The sequence below is a fragment of the Simkania sp. genome (assembly GCF_965215465.1).
Taxonomy (GTDB): domain Bacteria; phylum Chlamydiota; class Chlamydiia; order Chlamydiales; family Simkaniaceae; genus Simkania.
The window spans coordinates 92643-112003 of record NZ_OZ244056.1 but is presented as its reverse complement, the minus strand read 5'-3'; the positions used below and the strand labels follow the sequence as shown (position 1 = coordinate 112003).

The window sequence follows — 19361 nt, the reverse complement described above, 5'->3', positions numbered from 1 at the left end:
AATGCCATAGTTGTCATTGTCCATCAAAAACAACTAATTTTTAGAAGGACAGGAAATGGTGTAAAGGCCTTGTCCTTCGGGAAGCCCTCTTAGGAATAGGTAGTATGCCCCTTTAATGGGGTGCGGGTCTTTTTTGAAATTGAGGTAGCGTTTCAGCGCTTCTAAATAAATCTCTGCTTGCAAAAAGTATTCATGTTGCTCCATGGCTTGATGGAGCGTCTCAGGTGCATAGTCTGTGAGCAGGTTCGTTTTCCAATCTAAGATGTAATAGCTATTTTCATGAAAAAAGATGAGGTCTGCAAACCCTTTGAGCGAAGTTTCGGAAGTTTGCGAATAGAGAAACTCGATCTCGGGATGGAGGTTGCTGGGTCTTACGTCCGCTAGGCAAAAGTTATCGAGGGGGTGATGAAAGGCGCAATCGATGAGGAAAGTGATTTGTGAGAGATAGGGATAGAAGGGTGTGTGTTGAATAGCGGTTTCAATGAAGTTGTGGATGGTGGTTTTCTGGTAGGGATGAGTGAGCTTTTCACGGATGATTTTTTCTAGGAGGTCGTGAAGCAGAAGACCGGTTGCCGTTCCTTTGGGCAGGGCATTTTCGGGTGTTTCGGGTGAAAGCGGTGGCGTATGGTGCGTTAAACTGGAGAAGGAATGGATGTGGCGGGAAGGAAAGTTGTAGGTTTTTTGGAGGGGCGGATGGAGTGTGGGTGTTTGGGTAGGAAGTGCCGTTGGAGTTGCTGGCTTTAGGGGAGTTTGAGTGGCTCCAATTTCAGAAATGAGAGCTTGAAGGGGCGGCAGCTCGCTGAGGAGGAGTTCAAGTGGTGAGGCTGTTCCCAGAGGAGGTTTATTGGAAGTTTCTTCAAGCGTGGGGATATAGAGTCGTTTTTTAGCGCGCGTAAGTGCGACGTAAAGTTGGCGCATTTTTTCTGCTTCTTGATCTTGTAAAGCCGTTTGACATGCAAGGCGTTCGGGATTGTAGAGGAGCCATTTTTTTTCGTGACGGATGAAGTCTTGGCGCGAAGTGTAGCGGTTGATCAGGCCCAGAGCAAAGACGATGGGGAACTCGAGTCCTTTACTCATATGAATGGTCATGATGGTCACAGCATTTTGATCAGAGAGTGGGCGGCGACTTGTTTTGATTTGATCGGTGGGAAGTTTTTCCAGGTAATCAAGGAGATGCGTAGGCATTTGGTTGGGCTCTTCGAGCAGCAGCTCGGTCAGTTGCATGAAATCGCTGTAGGTGTCGAGCTTGCCTTCTTGAACGAGAAGCTCGAGGAGGGTTTGGTTGGGTTTCCAATGATGATGGAGCGCGGCGTCGATGGTTTTATGAAGTGCGCTTGATTGGGCGTGCTGGTGCATGAAGGCTATGGCATGAGAGAGAAGGGGCTGGTTTGTTTTGAGTTCGTGATGCGTAAGGTCAAAGATGGGATGGGCTAGGAGTTGATGGGTTTTCTTCGGATCTCCTAATGCGGATAGGAACGATTTAAAAAAGGTGGCCATGGAAGTTTGCGCGAGAGGTTCTGTTCCTTTGGCAGCAGTTGGAATGTTAAGGGCTTCGAGGGTGTTTTTTAAGCGCGCAGCTTGGTAGCGGTCTTTTACGAGAATGGCAAAGTCACTAAATGTGGCTTCTTTTTTTTGGGTGAGAGTTTGGATTTCTTGGGCAATGAAGGGAAAAAAGTAGTCGGCTTCAATGGATGGAGAAGGCCAAGTGCGTTCTCGTTTTTTTTCAACGGTGGCAGAAAAAAAATGGAGAGCACTTTTCTCATCAGAAAATGGGGTGTCGGTTGCATGGGGACGAGCTAAAACCGGGGTGTAGGGAAAGTGGGCCTGTTTGGAAAAGAGCAAATTCAGGGAGCTCAGAAGCTGGGGCTCGGAGCGGTAATTGGTGGTGAGGTGAGAGGTTTTGTTCATGGCTTCTTTGGCTTGGAGGTAGGTATTGAGATCGGCACTGCGAAAACCATAGATCGATTGCTTGGGGTCGCCGACGATGTAAAAGGCTTGGATAGGCCGATCGACGAAGAGGGTCTTAAAAATGTTCCATTGATGGGTGTCTGTGTCTTGAAATTCATCGATAATGACGGCTTTGTATCTGTCATGCACGCGAGTGCAAAAAGAGGGGTAGCTCAAGGCTTGTTGCATTTGGAGTAGCAAGTCGTCGGGTGAAAAAAGCTCTTTATCGAGGAGGGCTTGCCGCACTTTTTGTTTAGCATCGCGCGCAATACGGATCAGGGTATGTTGTGGTTTGCTTGCAGCTTCGATGATGGGGGCAACCGTTTCGTTTAAAATGTAAAGCGGATGCAATTCTTCTGCGGAAAATTCTTTTCTCGAGCGGTTTGCTGGAGTGAAAAAAGAAAAGAGTGAGGGCTGCGTTAGGAGGGCATCAAAGTCGTTTGCTAAGAGGGCTTGGAACTGAGCTTGGTACTCTTCTTTGAGCTCGCCTTCTTTGTTGCAAATTTTCAAAAAGGCGGGAGCGCGCTGAAGAAGTGTTTCCAAGGAAAGTTTGGGAAGGTCGAGAGAAAGAAATTGGGAACGCGCGGTTTCGTAGTCGGGAAAGTCGGGAAACTCCCCTTCTTGCTCGACAAAGTGGAGGACTTTTTTCACGAGTTTGTTTTTGTCGTAATTGCATGATTTCAAAAGGGCGGCAAGTTGTTTGGCTGAGTAAGCTTCGGGCGGCAGCTGTGTGTGAAAAAAGTCGGTGATTTCTTGGATGAGGAGATCGCGGTAGCTTTCTTCTTGCTGGCTGAGAAGCGAAAGGCCGACTTGCGCTTCAAACCCAAACTCCATCAACATGCGTTGGCAAAAGGCATGAATCGTGAAGATTTGAGCTTCATCAAAAAGTGCTAGACCTTCTTCTGCTTTAAGCTGGGCAGCAATTTTCTCTTCATCCGATAGGTTCTCAATGTAAGGAGGCTGTTTTACAAAGAGGGATTCAAGGTTGGCACGGATGCGAGAGCGCAGCTCTCGTGTCGCAGCGCGGGTAAAGGTCACAATAAGGATGTCATCAAGCGCAAAACCTTCAAGGATGAGACGTGTGACAAGATGCTCAATGGCAAAGGTTTTTCCGGTTCCGGCAGAAGCTTCGAGGGCGTGGTAACCTTGGAGATTGAGGGTGGGCTCTAAGCAATCAAAGGTCGTCATTTAAAGCCTCCTGCAGAGGTTGGAATGTGGTTTGCAGCAGAGTTGCCCAAGTTTCAAAGAGGACATTGGGGTCGTATTGGTGAGGGCGGAAAACCCAAAGTGCGTAGGGGTCCGAGGTGGCTTCGATTTTCTTGGCGAGTTCATGAGGCCCTTTTTCGAGCAATGTTTGACCCCAAGCAGGAAGGAAGGGTGAAGGATGTGACAGGGCTTTTTCATAGTAAATGAGGTAAGTGGCTAGAGCGTGGGCAGGGTCGAGTTTGGAAAATGTAAGCCGCTCTCCTGTTTTTGAGAGCAGAAGGTCTTTTTTTTCGACTTGGCTATCGGCTGCAAAGGCAAGGTATAGAGGCCAGATTTTAAGTAAATCCTGCAGTTTTTTCTCTCCATGAAAGAGAAGTCCTTCAGAAGTCACGTCTCCTAACGATCCTTCAAGGTGTGCAACACGACCACAGTCAAGTGGAACTGTTAGATTGAGATCGAGGGTTTGAGGTTTTTCAGTTAGCCCAAACTGTTGGAGAGCTTCTTGCATGAGCGCAATCTCTTCTGAAGAATGAAGGTGGGCAATTTCTTTGAAACGTCCAAGAGGAAGTTTTCCGTGAAGGTCCGCTTGCTCGAAGACTTCTTCAAAGGGGTGGTGATGGGCTTGCTCACGCAGTTTCATTTGCGTGAGGGGGGAAAGCGTAAATTCTTCATCTCTTTCTTCATATTGGAGATAAAGGTGGAGCGTCTGATTGAGGTAAAAACGTAAGGGATGTTTTGCAAAACGACTGAGGTTTTTGAGATCAACGGCAAGATCTTCTGTTTGTGAGGGTGGCAAAGGAGTTTGTGTGAGAAACTCTGGAATGAATGGTGTGGGCTTTGAGTTAGATGCATAGAATTTTTGCGCCGCGCGAAAGGCAAGGTGGGATGTGGGTTTGGGGGTGTCAAAATACTCTGCATGAAAAAGAAAGGGAGGGTGTTTCTCGGTAATTGTGATGGGATCTAAAATGGTGAGAAGCTCTTGAACGATTGGTGAAGGCGCTTGCTCTTTCCCGTCTTCTTCACTGACAGAAACGTAGCTCATGATGAAGTGCGAGCTTGCTGCAAAAAGAGATTCTAAAAAGAGGAGGCGATCTTCGTATTGACTTAGAGGTTGCTTGGGAAGGTTGAGTTCGCAAAGAGAGCTTTTAGACGAAACGCGAGGAAACTGAGTTTCATCCAGGCCCAGTAGGCAGATGACAGGCGCTTGGTCAGGAGCTGCAAGTTTTAGGGAAGCAAATCGCAAGGCTTCGATCTGGCCTGCTTCTTTTTTTCCTGTCTTTTCTTGAAAGGCTTTCTTGATGTATTCAAACAGAGGAAGGAACGGATAGGAATCTTTTGGAAGCGCTTCGGATTCAAGCAAAGCGAATTTCTCTTCGATCCATTTGAAGGTGGAAAGCTCTTCTTCGTCGACTTCAAAGTAGCGGTTTAAAAGAAGGCGGAGTTTTTCACTCCACTCTGGAAGAGAAAGGGATGCTGTTTCAAGGAAGGTCAAATCCTTTTCGAGACTTCTGACAAGTGACACGCAGATCCCAAAGGTTTCAGCATCGGAAAAATCGAGCAAAGGTCTTTCCCAAGCTAGACGTTCTTTGGGAAGTGTTGTAAAGCTATGCAATATGGGCTTAAAGGTATCTTCCCAGGTGCCCGCTTCTCCTTGTTCGTGCATCTCTCGCCCAGATAGCAGAAGTTGACGATGCTGGCGATCCATTCCCCACTTCACGCCCCCTTTTTCCATCCAGGTGCCAAAAGCTTCTACATCTTTTTCTTTAAGACGAAACTTCTGCCTAACTGGTGGTGAGCTGATAAATTTTAAAACGGCTGTCTTACTGAACCGGTTTTGCTGGAGCATGAGTAGATTGAGAAAGGCTTGCAGTAGGGGCGACTCTTGGTCTCGAGGTAAGTCGGAAATGGAAAAGGGAAAGGGGGATTCTTTCGCGCCAAAAATTAGGGAAATATACGGCGCATAAGCAGAAATATCGGGAGCATAAATGCGAATGTCCGATGGCTTAAAGTCGAGCGAGAGAAGGGTGGTGAAAAGGATTTCAACTTCGCGTCTTTTAGATGCGGCAGGATGGAGTAAAATCGAACGATCTTGCGTCAATGTTTGTTTAGCTTGGTAGTGAAGGATCTGATGCTGCAGTTGATGAAGGAGTGTGCCGGATTGCGGCGAAACATAATGCTCTTCGAGTGGAAAATCTTCTTCTTCAAAAAAGCGAAAGGTTTGACGCGCGAGCTTTCCTAAATGGGCGAGTAGCAAGGGACGGTCTTGCAGATACGCATTCCACTCATCTCTCACCTTCGCGTCGACCTTCTTTTCCAAAAAAATGCGTTCTTTTTCAGAAAACGTGTCGGTCCAAAAAGTTGCGCAAGGTGAAAACTGGTAAATATGCACGGGAACATACGCAGCAACTTTTTCAAAGAATCGGTAGTAAAGCTCGGGCAAAAAGGAAAACTTGTAGAGGTGAATTTCTAGGGGTTGATTTGGTTTTTTTAGTGGGAGGTCTAGCAGTTTAGAGGGAATGTCCCAATGAGAGAAAACTCTGTTCCAAAGTGTTTGTTGCCACCCTTCTTTTTGTGCCCATTCGATCAGTTTTTCGTCTCCAAACTTCCCATAGCGCAAGAACTCCATGGCGAGTGCTGCTGCTAAAGGATAGGCTTTCTTTTCAGAATGAAATTCTTGTACAAGTGGTAAGAGGTGTAAGGTCAGAAGGTCAAGTGGTGGAAGCTGCAGGGTCTGCCCTGAAAGCAGTTTGCAGAGAAATTGAATGCCGGCGCCAAGTTCCATGAAATCGACCCCCATCACCACATCGACATCGTCTAAAAAACGTAGCAGAAGTTCATTCTTTTGCTTGAGGTCAGGCAATAGCACGACCTTTTGCTCAAAGGGCGCAGATGGAGTCAAAAACAGCTGCTGTGTGAGCTGCTTGCGCAGTGCGCGAAAGTCGTTACTAACATGGAGAGTTGGTTTCATGGCTTAAAGATACCAAATGGCGTGAAAAGATCAAAGTCGGTTGACATTAACCACTCTCTTTTTTAAGCTGCCGGCCAATTTTTACTCCAACCATGAGGAGCTCAGGATGATTAGGCCATCCTTACTTCTGGCTTTCTTGTGGACTGCTAGCTTTACTTTTTCTGCGTTTTCTCATCAAAACAATCCGTACGAACTTGCACTTCACGGAACGATTCCCTCTGCAGTTATTCATGGAAATGTCAATGCCATCACAGGTGATTTTGTCATCAATCAAGACGATTATGTCATCCCAGCCCATGAGCCACTTGCCATTAAGCGCAGCTATTCTACGAGTCGAGCTAAAAACATCTTTGCTGGCTGGCATTATGGAGCTGATCATCTCATCGCATGGTGGGATGCTGAGGCTGGAGTTCTTGTGCCCGAAAAATCAGGCGTTTTTATCGCTTATGAACTTGATAGAGAATCTGGCTCTTTCAAGTTAACTGATATGCCTGGTGGTCTGACTAACTGTTACACGGGAGAAATGAGCGCTCGACTTGATCCTGCGCAAAATAATATCAAAATCAAAAAAGGAGGGTTTGATAAAATTCAGGCGATTCTCGTTAAGGGTCCTGATGGCTCTGAGAGGTTTTACCGCGAAAGAAATAACTACGAATTCGATGCAGAAGGAAAAAGGAAAGAAAATCCAGCTTTCACAATTCCTCTTTTTCTTGAATGGGAAGTTCTCCCAAATACCAATAAAATCCACTACAAATGGGAAAAGTTTAACAAACTCTTTCAACCGACCGAAATCAGGGCAACCAACCACCAAGGCAACATCGAATTTGCCAAAATGGTGTTTCATTACGATGTCCCTGACAAAAAACACATCAATGGCTTTAAAATTCAAACCAGCTCTTGTCGTGAAATCAACTACCAACTGAACTCCCATGCAAAATACGCTTGCGATTGCACAGGTTGCTTTGAGGGTTATAATAACCACTCCTCAAAAAGAAGTTGGGTTCTCACGCATGTTTCTCTTCCAGAAAAGCCAAACGAAGACTACTCCCAAGCCTGGAAAAGTCCAAGAGGAGGCTACTTTGTGGGAAAAGTCCTTTTTCCAGAAGGGTGCTATCTTCAACTATACCAGTATGCAGATGGCCTCTATAAAGAGTTTAGCCTTCGCATTAAGCCCAACAAATCCCATCCTTTGTATGGTAAAGTCTATAAACTCACTGAATCCTATCATCCCCATGACAATATCAAGTGCCGTCTCCATTACCAATTGGGCGAATACGACAAACGCGGTGGAAGCACCACAGTCTATGATGCCCAAAACAACCTGACAGTCTACCGCTACAATAAGCACTTCCTCCTCACCGATATTGAACACTACGACCAAGAGCAACTCTTCTCTAAAGAACAGCTCAAATGGAGTGAGCCCAAAGCAGGAAAAATCAATCGCTTACTCAGTAAAACAGTGTCAGATTCTCAAGGCGCTTCTCTCATGACGTTTACTTTGCACTACGACAGCCATGGAAATGTCTCTCAAGAAGACTTAGAAGGAAGCCTCACAGGAAAAACATCGGGAACAGAAACTCATTCTATTACCAGAACCTACCAAGATAACCACCTCCTTCAAAGTGAAACGCACCCAAGCGGAAAAGTTATCAGCACCACCTACCAAGGCAATACTAACCTGATCTCTGCTCGTTATATCCGTCAGCTCAATGGCCCTCAACAACAACGTCATTTTTTCTTTTACGATAACACGATCTTGATCAAAGAAATCCAAGATAACGGAACAGGTCAAAGCCCCGAGGATCTCTCTGGTGTGACCCAGCGCATCATTAAAACCCTCACCCCAGTTGCAAACAAACCTTTCATCGGGCTACCTGAAATTATTACGGAAGAATACTTAGATCCTACAACCCATGAGACGCATCTTCTCTCCAAAAGAAAAATCTCCTATAACCTTCACGGCCATATCGCTTCAGTCGAACATTTCGATGCAAACGGCATTTCCCGTTACACTCTTACATATGACTATGATGCAAAAGGACGTTTAATTCGCAAAACTGATCCCTTAGGTCATCCTCATGAATATGGCTACGATGAAAATCACAATCTCACCTATGAAAATGCCTCTAATCAAGATTTCTCGCTCAGCTACAACTACGATTTAACTAACTACCCCACCACTTCAACCCAAACGACCTCTTTGGGAGAAAAAAGAATCTTTCAAAGCGTTTACAACACACTGCATCAAGAAATCCAAGAAATCGACTCATATGGAAACATCACAGAAAACGCATATAGCGCCTTTGGACATCTTCTGAAAAAAACGGGACCACCTATTGCAACTGAAATAGAGGAACCTCGCCACGTCATCTCAACTTATCAATATAACGCTTTAGGTCACCGCATCGAATCAACAGACCCCGAAGGGAATACCACCTATACAACCTGCAATATCCACGGCAACCCAACTCGCATCCTTCATCCCGATGAATCAGAAGAGTTTTATACCTACACCCTTTCAGGTCTGCTAGAAACCCACCTGTCAGCAGAAAAAGTCCTCACTTCTTACACCTATGACTTTCTAGATCGCATCACCTCAAAAGTCATCACCTCTGCAACAGGAGAACTCCTCGACAAAGAAACCTACATCTACAACGCCTATCACCTTGTAGAAAAACAAACCTTTGATGGCACTTACACACTCTACTCTTACGACGGAGCCGGGCGAAAGATTAGAGAAGAAACTCTAGGAGAAAACGTCCACCGAGAAACAATCTATACTTATGATGAGTTCGGCAGGCTCTTTCGAACAATCCATCCTATCGATAACAACCTCACCCAGATCCTTGAAACCCATTATGACTTACTAGACCGTATCACCGAAGAAATCGAATTAGATCAAGATGGCAACATCCACTCTTACGCACGCTACACCTATGATGATTTCGATCACCCCATCACACACACTAAAGAGGTCCAAGCAGGGGATGCCGTCACCATCACTAAGTACGACGCCTTTGACCGCATCATTAGTGAAACCAATCCTCTCGGACATACTACAACTTTCGACTACGATGACTCCTACCAAAACACCCTTGGACAAACCGTCCTCAAAAAAACCACCACAGATCCTAACGGTACCCAAACCATCGAAGTCTTCGATGCCTACGATCATCTCTCTAGTTTAGAAATTGTAAATCCTCAAAGGCAAGTGCTTCTTAGAGAAGAGCTCTACTATAACCTTAACGGACAACCCCTCAAACAAATCAGCACCCTCATTCCCTCGAAACATACCATCACCAAAATTTGGGACTACGATTCCCGCGGACGCCTCATCATACTTCGAGAATCTCCAGATACCCCTCATGAAAAAACAACCCACTACTCCTACACCCTTGATGGACATCTCAAACAGCTCACTAAACCCAGCAACCTAAAAATCACCTACTCACACGATAGCCTCGGTCGCATCACCACCATCAAAACCTCCGATGACAGCTGCCACTACGAGCTTTCATACGACGATATGGGCTACATCACCCATGCCAAAAACTGTCTCACCAATCAAGTCACTACCCGTACCTACGACCACTTTGGCAACCTCCTAACCGAAACCACCGAGCATGGACTCACCACTGAGCGAACCTACGATAACCTGGGCAGAAAACTCTCCCTCACCTTACCCGACCACTCCTCCATCCACTACACTTACGACGCCTATCACCTTACTAAAGTCACCCGCTATTCATCTTCCGGAAAGCCGCTCTACTCCCACACCTATGATGCCTACGACAAAAGCCACAACCTCCTCGCAGAAACTCTTCCGCACACTCTCGGAACCACCACCTACCAAATCGATCTCCTGTCTCGTCCGATCCAAAAACATAACTCCTTCCAGATTGAAGATCTTCACACCTTCGACTCCAATGGCAACCTCCTAGCCTACTCCCGAGAAAGCTCCCTTCCCAACGAAGAGCACCAATATACCTACGATGGTCTAGACCGTCTCATCACTCTCCAGACCCCAACAAAAACTCACCATTTCCACTACGACTTTTTCAACAGGCTCCTTTCTCAAACAACCGACAACCTAGCGCAAGAAAACTACCTTTACGACGGGCAAAACGAACTTGGGAATTACCCCCAAGAACTCCGCATTCTAGGACAAGGAAAAGGAGCTGAAATCGGAGCCACTCTTGCCATCGAAGCCCAAAGCAAACTCTACATTCCTCTCCACGATCTCTTCGGCAACATCATCGCTCTCGTTGATCCCTATACTAACCAAACCATCGAATCGTATCGCTACAGCGCCTTCGGTGAAGAAAAACTCTTCAATTCCTCTAGCCGTCCCACCTCAACAGCTCTCATCCCTTGGCGTTTTCAATCCAAACGCAAAATCGACACCCTCATCTTCTACGGCCGCCGCTTCTACGACCCCGAGCATGGCCGTTGGCTTTCTCCCGACCCTAAAGGGTTCGATGAAGGGCCTAACCTCTACCAGTTCAATCGCAATAACCCCTTCGTCTACCTCGACCTCTACGGAGAAGAAGTCTCTTTTTGTTTCCAAGACTTCCTTAACGCAGGCCTATTCGGCATCTTAGGAATTCAAGAAGAGTACGCACAAGATTTCAAAACCGCTCTTGTTCACGGAGCAACTGCTTCATTAGCTAGCATGCTCGATGTTGCGAACGCAATCAGTCCAGCTTGGGATTTAAAGTATCATCCTTCCTATGCTGACCGCGCAGACCTCTGGTACCGTGAATCCTTCCCTGCCAACACAGAAACACCTCTTTATCAAGCTGGATACTGGACTGGAGTGATCGGTATGGACATTTTAGCTTGCCGCGGCGGAACAACTGCCATAGAATTAGTGACAAACAGTTGGAAAAGTGCTTCTCGCTTCTCTGAAACTCACAAAGCTCTTGACCTCATAGAGAGATACGAGCAACCGGTTTATCGGAGTGGGTTTAGCATTGGGAAGGGTAATTCTTCACAGCTACTAATCGAAGCTGCAAGTGAGGGTTTCAAAGAAACAAGTTTAACTAAAGCTGGTAGGGCATTAACAAAACACCCTGGAATTATTGGTTTAGATAAATCAACATTAAGAATAAATTTAAGAAGCGACAGTTCTATTAATGATGCAGCTGTTTCATTTCTTAAAGATCTAGTTAAAAATGGAAAAAAGACAGTAAGATCACATGATAGATATTCCCAAATTATCGAAATTAGGAATGCTAGTGGTAAGGGGGCTAGATGGTACGGCCCCAATACTTCTAAACATGGAGAATTCATTGGTTTTGTGGACTAGCCACTATGAATGAAATAAAAAATATTGAAGATTTAAAATTCTCTCTTTTTGCACCGATTGATGAAGAATATCCTATTGTAGAAGTATTATATAAGGATGAGGTACTTCTAGACCTATCTATAGACGCAAATAATCCTCCTTCAATAAACATTTTGATGCATCACGGTAGCAAAGGAATTCTATATAACTTCGAAATCTTCGAAAAAATACTAGCGAAGGCAAAAGAAAAGTTAATCAACGCTCTGTGATAACTGATCTTCAATCAATTGGAGAGTGGTGGTAGATAGACTAGTCTGTGCGAGATCCGAGGTCTCGGTCTTGATCATCCCCTTGGATGAGATGGGTAAGCTCATCACACTCGATAATTTTTCCATCAGAAAAGGTAAAATGGGCAATCACCTTCATTTGAATCTCACGCCCCTCTTTTAGTTTGGCATCTACGCGGTGAATTGTGCTGCATTTGTCGCCTTGCTCGATGAAACTCTCGAGCGTCACGCTGGCCTCTTTTAAGGCTTCTTTCTGCACTTGCATGTGCTTGAGAAGCGCTTCATAGTTTAAGGTTTTTCCATCGACATGCTGGATGTAGTCAGGGGAAAAAAACTCGGCAAACACCTTTTCATTAAACTCGAGATTTTCAATCACTTCTGAAAAAAGCATTTCTATTTTGGGACGTAGCGACATGTAGCACTCCTTCATCTTCTATAAGAATACCAAATGGTATGAAAAGATGGAAGTCAGCTAATATGTAAAAAAAAAGACAAGTTGCATTTTGCATGTCCCTTCGTAAACGGAAAAGCTTCATTCAAAGATGGGAAAGTTATCTTTCTCGTTTTCACTTCGCCCGAAAAGAAAAGGATTCCTTTCTTTGGCGCCATGCATTGCAATTTTTAAATGGTGCCCAATTTCTAGGGGTCGTCAATGACAATGTGTTCAAATTTCTCATTGTCTTTCTTTTCATCGCTTTGAAAGGGGTCGATAAATCTAGTGAAATTCTCTTTTGGGTGGGAACCATTTACGTTTTGCCATTTCTCTTGTTTTCACCAGCTGCAGGGGTATTGGCTGACCGGTTTAGCAAACAGCGGATGATCATCTTTCTCAAGTTCACTGAAGTCATCATTATGGGGCTCGGCATTGTCGCGTTTATGTTCAAAAGCGATTGGGCCAGTTACAGTCTTCTCTTTTTGCTTTCGTTGCAAAGTGCCATTTTTGGCCCGCCCAAATACAGCATCATTGCTGAACTTGTGCCCACACCAGCAAAAATTCCTAAGGCAAATGGACTGATCACGTCTTTCACTTATTTGGGCATTATTGTCGGGACATTTCTCGCTTCGTTTTTGACTCAGGTTACCGATCGTAATTTTCCTTTGGCAGCGGGTGTTTGCACGTTGATTGCAATTGGTGGGTTTATTTCTTCTCTCTTCATTCCCTACACAGAACCTAAACGGTCTGAAAAGAAAATCAACCCGCTCTTTTCGCATGAAATCTATCGCAACTTGAAATACGCCAAGACCATTCCGTACTTATTTGTGGCGATTTTGGGGGGATCGTCCTTTTTATTCATTGGGGCTTATTTTCAACTCAATGTGATTCCTTACGCGATTCAATCCATGGGACTAAGTGAAGTAGGCGGAGGTTACCTGTTTCTTTTAACGGCAATTGGAATTGCTTTTGGTGCGTTTCTAGCAGGCCGCATCTCGCATAAGCGGATTGAAGTGGGTCTTGCTTGCGTTTCTGGAATGCTTCTTTCGGTGACGCTTTTTGTGATTTCTTTTTTAAGTCATCAACCTGTGCTGACCTGCATCGCACTAGTTGTACTGGGATTGTTTGGAGGATTCTACATCGTCCCTTTCGACGCCTATATTCAAACGTATAGTCCTGATCAAAAACGAGGGCAAATTGTTGCTGCGTCGAACTTTTTGAGTTTTTGCGGAGTGCTTGTCGCTCCGATGCTCCTCTACTTGTTTGGGGGAATCATGAACCTAAGTGCTGCACGTGGCTTCACCATCACCTCAGTCTTGATCTTCTTGATGGTTCTTGCCGTCACTTCCCGCTTTGCAGGATATTTTTTCAATTTTATCTGTCGCTTCTTTGTACGTCCGCTTTACAATGTAGAGATTAAACAGCCTCCAAAAGGAGAGGGACGCCCGTTTGTTCTCGTGATGGAGCAAATTGAGCGTCTGCCGCTTTGTTTACTTTCAGCAAGTGATCCGCGCCTGCATTTTTACATTCCGCGCGAAAGAAAACGATACAGAGATTCGTTTATGAGGATGTTTTCATCCGTTGATTTTCTCTATGTTGAAGACATGAAAGAAAACTTGCTTCGCTCATTTGTCCAAAAATTGCACGATGAATTAGACAAGGAAGAAACGCCTTGCTTGCTCTTTCCTGATCCTTCATTTTTAAAGGAGCGTTCTTCAGGTAAGCTTTTACGTGAGCTGCGCAAAATACAGACATTTGATTTGAAGTTTGTGACGATCCAAGAAACGCCGCGTAAAAATCAACGCGACCGTGTCCATTTCAAACGTCCGAAAATTGTGGTCGAGTTTTCTGACCGTCAATAAAACTTTAATTGGGGATGTTCGAGCTGAAGTTTCCAACCTTCATAACCGTGAAAGAGATGCTTTACAACTGTTCTATCCGTCACAGTAAGATAGTTTTCCCACACGCCAAAATAGTCCATATCTAAAATGAGAATCTCCTTTGACGGAAGATGCTTTTCAACAACCGATGTAAACGTGAGTGGGCCTGCAGATGTCAAAGTATCCCGTTCATCATGAATCTCAAAATTGTTTGCGCGCATTTTCTGAAAGCTCAGATCTAAAGCCTCTTTAAAGAGAGACACTCGTGGCTGAGAAAGTAAAGTCCATTGGCAAAAGACTTCACATTCTTCCTTTCGGATCAGTCCCACTTGGGGAAACTTCGAAGGTTGAAATTCGTAGCCAATCACAGCTTGGTAGCTTAACCACTCTTCCGGAATGGCTTTGACTGGAATGGTATCGATGTCGGTATACATGCCTCCTTGAACATACAGGACTGCATAGCGAAAAACATCAGCAAGAATGGCCCCCATCGGAATCTTTGCAAGATCTTTTGCATACTCGGGGAAATGTGCTTGAAAAAACTTGAAAACTTTTTCATCCGAAAAATAATGCAGTTCCCACTCGGGGCAAAATGCATGCCATCTTTCGATGATTTCGATGTAAGCAGCTGGAGGCTTTGCTGTTTTGTGCGTAAAGTAGATCTTTTTAGGTATCATAGGTGCAACTTCCTATTCTTCTAACTAAAGTTGACTTCCTGATAATTACGATAGTCGCAGACGATATCGCTAAACCCCTCTGCTTGCTTCGCTAAGCTCTCAACTGGCGCAATCCACCTTCCTTTTTGTTGCTCTGCTGACCAGATAACATCGACTGACTTTCCAACTGAATCGGTGATGAAGGTGTCTTTTTCAATTTGTTTGTATCCTTTGTCATAACACTCTTTCAAAGTTGGCAAATAATGAGCATTAAGAAGGTACGCATGCGCGCGGCGCGATTCAAAGACTTGAAAAAACTGAGGGGAAAGCGTGTGAATCTGTAAATACTTTCCTCCAAACAAAAATACATCCCACGCGTCTTGGAACTGATCGAAAAAAACTTTTAGATAGTGATCAATACTTTGCAGATCCGTCGAAAATTGCGCGTCGTCTTCTAGAATAAGCGTTTTATTCCATCCCTTCTCTTGGGCGATTTCTAACGCATGGATATGCCCCAAAAAACATCCTATTCTACCATTTAGTGGAGTATAAACACCTGGGATTCGCAGAATCTCCACTTGCTTGACCTTCAGTCGATCAAACTCTCCAAGAAGCCTTTCCCTGCGATCACTGCGATGATCTAAATTGATGTAAACGATCCCATCAAGCCTGTCTAAACCAAGGTATTCATCCATCTCTAATAAAACTTCAATTGTGGGCAATCAATTTCGTATTTCCACCCTTCATAGCCATGAAAGAGATGTTTGACGACCGTTCTGTCTGTCACGTTAAGATACTTATCGCACACGCCAAAATAATCCATGTCTAATGCGAGAATTTGCTGAGAAGGAAGGTGGTATTCAACAATTGAGTTAAAAGCTTTCGGTCCCGTCGTCTGATAAACACTTTCTACAGATGGAAAAGTAAAGTTCGTCTTGCGCATGCGGGTAAAGCTCTCATCGAGCATCTCTTTAAAGAGAGAAACTTTAGGAGCTGCTAAAAGAGTCCACTGACAAAAAAGATCCTTCGGATTGGATCGATCTTTCAGGACTTGAGGAAATTTGGAAGGCTGAAACTCATATCCCAACACAGTTTGATAGGTCAACCACGTTTCAGGAATCGCTCTGACTGGAATGGTGTCAATATCGGTATACATCCCCCCCTGAACATACAAAATGGCATAACGGAAAACATCCGCTATTGCGGCACCAAGAGGGATCTTGAGAACTTCCTTGGCATACTCGGGAAAATGCGATTGAAAAAAGGTGTAGATCTGCTGATTTGAAAAATAATGGAGCTCCCAATCAGGACAAAACACATGCCATCTGTTGAGAATATCTTGATAGATTGCGGGAGGAGTTGGGGTTTTGTAGGTGAAGTAGAGCTTTTTAGGTATCATACTCACCTCAAGTTTAGATGAGGCAATTTCACCTGAACCATCCATCGATCCTTTCCATCACGTTGATGCGCAATAACACTCCGCTTTGTAAATGGAAGATTCTCATCTTCGCGGCATCCAAAAAAATCAGCATCTAAGGTGAGCAACTCTTTTCGCTTCTGGTAGGGTAGGGCAATGTCGGTAAGAAGTAAGGGACCTGACGTATAGAGCACATCAGTAATGCTCATTGCTTGAAAATCGAATTTTTCCAAACGTCGAAACGCCTCTTCCAAGGCTTCTTTAAATAGGAAGTAACCTGGTTTGGAAAGTAGTGTCCACTGGCATAAAAGCTCTTTATCTTTCCAAGGAAAGCGGTACGAGCCGGGAAATTTGGAGGGTTGATACTCATACCCAATCACACCGTCAAATGCCAACCATTCCTCTGGAATCGGCTTAAGAGGAGTCGTGTCGATATCACTGTAAAGCCCTCCTTGAATATAAAGCACAGCATACCGAAAAAAGTCTGCAAGCATCGCTCCATAGGGAATCTTGGGTAAAACATCAAAGTACTCAGGAAAATGCTCCTCAAATAAGGCATAAACATCTTTGTCAGTATAAAAACAAATTTCCCACTCGGGACAAACAGAGCGCCAGACCTCGAGATTCCTTTGGTACCTTTCTGGAAGCTGATCTGTAGCAAAAGTGAAATGAAGCTTTTTAGGAATTGGCATCGGATCCCTCTAAATTCACATGTGGCAACACGACATTCATTTTCCAACCGTGGTGCCCATCAAATTGATGCTCAATCACACTACGCTCGGTTTTAGGGAAATTATTTGCTGCGTTAGAGGCAAAGTAATCCGCATCTAAAATCAAGTGATTAGATACATCCTTAAAGTCATTAACAACTGATGTGAATAAAAGAGGTCCTGCCAACATGAGGGTTTCAATCGGTCTTTTTGATTCAAAGTTAGCAGCTCGAAGCCTTTGAAAAGAGCGATCTAAAGCTTCTTTAAACAGAGGGTTTCCAGGGCGAGAAAGAAAGCTCCATTGGCAGTAAATAGGTTCATATTTCCATTGCTTACTTAAAAGCTCTGGAAACTTGTCAGGTTGATAATCATACCCAATTACCGCATCATACTTGAGCCACTCATCGGGAATTTTTTTTAGTGGGATGGTGTCGATGTCGCTATAAAGGCCGCCCTCCTTATAAAGGACCGCATAACGGAAGACATCCGCCACCATCGCGCCCATTGGGATTTTTTGCAGGTCTTGGGAATACTCCGGAAACTCGCAGTCGAAATAAGCTTGGACATCTTCGTCGGCGTAGTAATAAAGCTCCCACTCAGGGCAAAAATCGCTCCACTTTGCCAAATTTGCTTGGTACTTCTCGGGAAGCTCAGATTTTTTATAAGTAAAATGCAGTTTTTTCGGGACCATATTCCTGTATGTAGAATTTAATTTATTACTTGTCAACAGGTGTAAAAAATATTTTAATACATGCATTTAATTGGAGGCTTGTTTATATTCTTCGTAACTTAATTAGATACAGGCAATAAGATGAGCTTATCTGGATTAACTCCACAAAGTTATTTACTAGGGACGCTAATAAGCGCGGCTTCTCTAAAAATAGGTGAAACTCTAGCTTCTGAAGAAAAGTCTTGGCGAGCTCAAGTGGTCGTTTTTGGGGTCTTAGGAATCGGAGGAGTTTTAGCCACGCCACTATCCAGAAGCCTCTCAAATTGGACTGGAACGATCCTCACTCACACGCAGTCACTACTGATCTTCGGTGTGGTCGCTACTTTCAAAGCCATTGGCGTCGCTTGTGAGAGATTTCTCTTTTTGAAAGACGTTACAGGTCCTGAAGAAGTCCGCAATCTTTATGACATCCAGCTCCGCCCTCTTCACACGCATTTCAGAGCTCATCCTGATAAATTTGAAGGGCTGGATCTTCTTACCCAAACCATTCTTAACAAACGATTTTCCGAGCAAAAGTTTGCACCGATTGCTTCCCAAACATTCACTGAAATCGGAACCGACTATTCAAAAGACGAACTGGACTTCTTAGCTGATGCCATGGATTTATCTAAGCTCCCCTCTCTGAAAGATCGTCAAAAAGTGGCTCTTTTATTGTATGAAAATGACTATCCCCCAATCGCTCCCTCAGCGCGTGAAGACTACGATCTTCTTTCTACCGCAGAGCTCACAGAAGATGCCATTTCAACTCTCTCGCCTGAAAAAATCCGATGGATTCGCATGGCGTTGCGCAATGGCAGGCCTGTGCCACAAAGCCCAAAGGCCTTTTCAGCCCTTGCTCAAGCTTTCTTTCACGCCAAGCTTACGCCGCCAGAAAATATCCCTCTTTTTTTCCTCAGAACAAACGACCATCCTCATCCCAGTTCTTACAGCCCCGTCTCCGAAAATGAAACGTACATGATTCCTTGGCTCAAAAATTATTACGCTTATCAATATGAAAAATGGGCTGAACTTCCACTCCAAACACAACTCGTTTTGAATGTCTTGTTTAGTGGAAAAGCAATCTATTATCCCCTCACTCCCAATGAAAGTGATTTTCCATTGGCAAGCAACCACCTCCAAATCTTTAATGACCATTTCAAAGAGAAACGAGCTTCTTGGCACACTCTTCCCCTTCCTGTCCAACAAAAGTTTCATGAAGCATTCGAAAACGCAACGCTAGAAACTTTTGCTTCAATCGAAGAGGCATCAGACGAAGAGTTCGAAGCAGCTCTCACATCGTTTATGAAATCTCCCTTCCTATTTCATAAGCTGCCCGAAACCCAACGTAGAACAATTTGCACACGTGCTTTAGAAATGTGGCATACACCTTCAGCTAAAGTCATGGGAACAGATCCAGCCTCTGGATATACCTATTACCGCATGCCTAATGGAGACATTTGGAGAAAAAAGAAAAGTGGGAACGCTGAGTTTAAAAGATTTGGGACACCCAACTTTGTCCAAATAAACAGCTCTCATGGTCAATTGAATGAATACACTGAGTACCGTTGCAATGAGGAAGGCATTTTCTACCAAACGCGACTCATGCATATTCAACCCTTCGTAGACACAATGGATACATTGCTCACAGAAAAGAGTGAAAAAACAACGAAGAATCTTATGCGCGTACTTGCTGTAGGTGGGACATTGATCTTTGCTGGTGCGATCTGGTCTTTTTGCCATATTCTGATGCACGGTCCAGTGATCGACATGCAACCACAATCATAAAATTAACAATTTCTTCATCATTGTTTTGCAATAGATTTACAAGAGCAAAACAATTTTTTTTATCAAAAGATTTTTT

At 44.4% G+C, this 19361-nt stretch carries 12 protein-coding genes; 4 read left to right on the top strand and 8 right to left on the bottom strand.

Going from position 1 to position 19361, the window contains the following annotated elements:
* Nucleotides 1-33 precede the first annotated feature (33 nt).
* Together ACOOFG_RS00480 and ACOOFG_RS00475 are read right to left on the bottom strand one after the other, a co-directional pair.
* On the bottom strand, nucleotides 34-3135 hold the full coding sequence (locus ACOOFG_RS00480) for a UvrD-helicase domain-containing protein (protein ID WP_420421682.1): 3102 nt from the start codon (nucleotides 3133-3135) through the stop codon (nucleotides 34-36).
* Nucleotides 3122-6121, bottom strand: a complete 3000-nt coding sequence (locus ACOOFG_RS00475; RefSeq protein ID WP_420421681.1) for an exodeoxyribonuclease V subunit gamma — start codon at nucleotides 6119-6121, stop codon at nucleotides 3122-3124. The genes ACOOFG_RS00480 and ACOOFG_RS00475 overlap by 14 nt, the downstream gene beginning before the upstream one ends.
* 106 nt (nucleotides 6122-6227) lie before the next feature.
* Between ACOOFG_RS00475 and ACOOFG_RS00470 the strand changes: the two genes are divergently transcribed.
* Together ACOOFG_RS00470 and ACOOFG_RS00465 are read left to right on the top strand one after the other, a co-directional pair.
* Nucleotides 6228-11429 (top strand): RHS repeat-associated core domain-containing protein, encoded by a 5202-nt coding sequence (locus ACOOFG_RS00470; protein ID WP_420421680.1) that lies wholly within the window; start codon nucleotides 6228-6230, stop codon nucleotides 11427-11429.
* Nucleotides 11430-11434: 5 nt separating this feature from the next.
* Nucleotides 11435-11677 carry a hypothetical protein gene (locus ACOOFG_RS00465; protein WP_420421679.1) on the top strand — a complete coding sequence of 81 codons (243 nt, stop codon included), beginning with the start codon at nucleotides 11435-11437 and terminating at the stop codon, nucleotides 11675-11677.
* Nucleotides 11678-11717: 40 nt separating this feature from the next.
* On the opposite strand, the gene ACOOFG_RS00460 is transcribed toward ACOOFG_RS00465, so the two are convergent.
* Nucleotides 11718-12110, bottom strand: a complete 393-nt coding sequence (locus ACOOFG_RS00460) for a nuclear transport factor 2 family protein (RefSeq protein WP_420421678.1) — start codon at nucleotides 12108-12110, stop codon at nucleotides 11718-11720.
* Between the two features lie 92 nt (nucleotides 12111-12202).
* On the opposite strand from ACOOFG_RS00460, the gene ACOOFG_RS00455 reads away from it, so the two are divergent.
* Nucleotides 12203-13990, top strand: a complete 1788-nt coding sequence (locus ACOOFG_RS00455; protein WP_420421677.1) for an MFS transporter — start codon at nucleotides 12203-12205, stop codon at nucleotides 13988-13990.
* Here ACOOFG_RS00455 and ACOOFG_RS00450 read toward each other — a convergent pair.
* The 5 genes from ACOOFG_RS00450 to ACOOFG_RS00430 are packed head-to-tail and all read right to left on the bottom strand — an operon-like array spanning nucleotide 13984 to nucleotide 17482.
* Nucleotides 13984-14685: a glycosyltransferase family 32 protein gene (locus ACOOFG_RS00450; RefSeq protein WP_420421676.1), complete on the bottom strand. Its 702-nt coding sequence runs from the start codon at nucleotides 14683-14685 to the stop codon at nucleotides 13984-13986. The genes ACOOFG_RS00455 and ACOOFG_RS00450 overlap by 7 nt on opposite strands.
* Nucleotides 14686-14705: 20 nt before the next feature.
* Entirely contained in the window at nucleotides 14706-15359 is a 654-nt protein-coding gene (locus ACOOFG_RS00445; protein WP_420421675.1) for a glycosyltransferase family 25 protein, read from the bottom strand.
* 2 nt (nucleotides 15360-15361) lie between these two features.
* The gene (locus ACOOFG_RS00440) at nucleotides 15362-16063 is read right to left on the bottom strand and encodes a glycosyltransferase family 32 protein (RefSeq protein WP_420421674.1); all 702 of its coding nucleotides are present in this window, start codon (nucleotides 16061-16063) and stop codon (nucleotides 15362-15364) included.
* A gap of 2 nt (nucleotides 16064-16065) precedes the next feature.
* Complete coding sequence (locus ACOOFG_RS00435) at nucleotides 16066-16773, bottom strand: glycosyltransferase family 32 protein (RefSeq protein WP_420421673.1); 708 nt, start codon at nucleotides 16771-16773, stop codon at nucleotides 16066-16068.
* Nucleotides 16760-17482, bottom strand: coding sequence for a glycosyltransferase family 32 protein (locus ACOOFG_RS00430; protein ID WP_420421672.1), 723 nt, complete (start codon nucleotides 17480-17482; stop codon nucleotides 16760-16762). The genes ACOOFG_RS00435 and ACOOFG_RS00430 overlap by 14 nt, the downstream gene beginning before the upstream one ends.
* A 120-nt stretch (nucleotides 17483-17602) precedes the next feature.
* On the opposite strand from ACOOFG_RS00430, the gene ACOOFG_RS00425 reads away from it, so the two are divergent.
* A complete protein-coding gene (locus ACOOFG_RS00425) occupies nucleotides 17603-19285 on the top strand; it encodes a hypothetical protein (RefSeq protein WP_420421671.1) in 1683 nt (560 codons plus the stop codon).
* Nucleotides 19286-19361 lie beyond the last annotated feature (76 nt).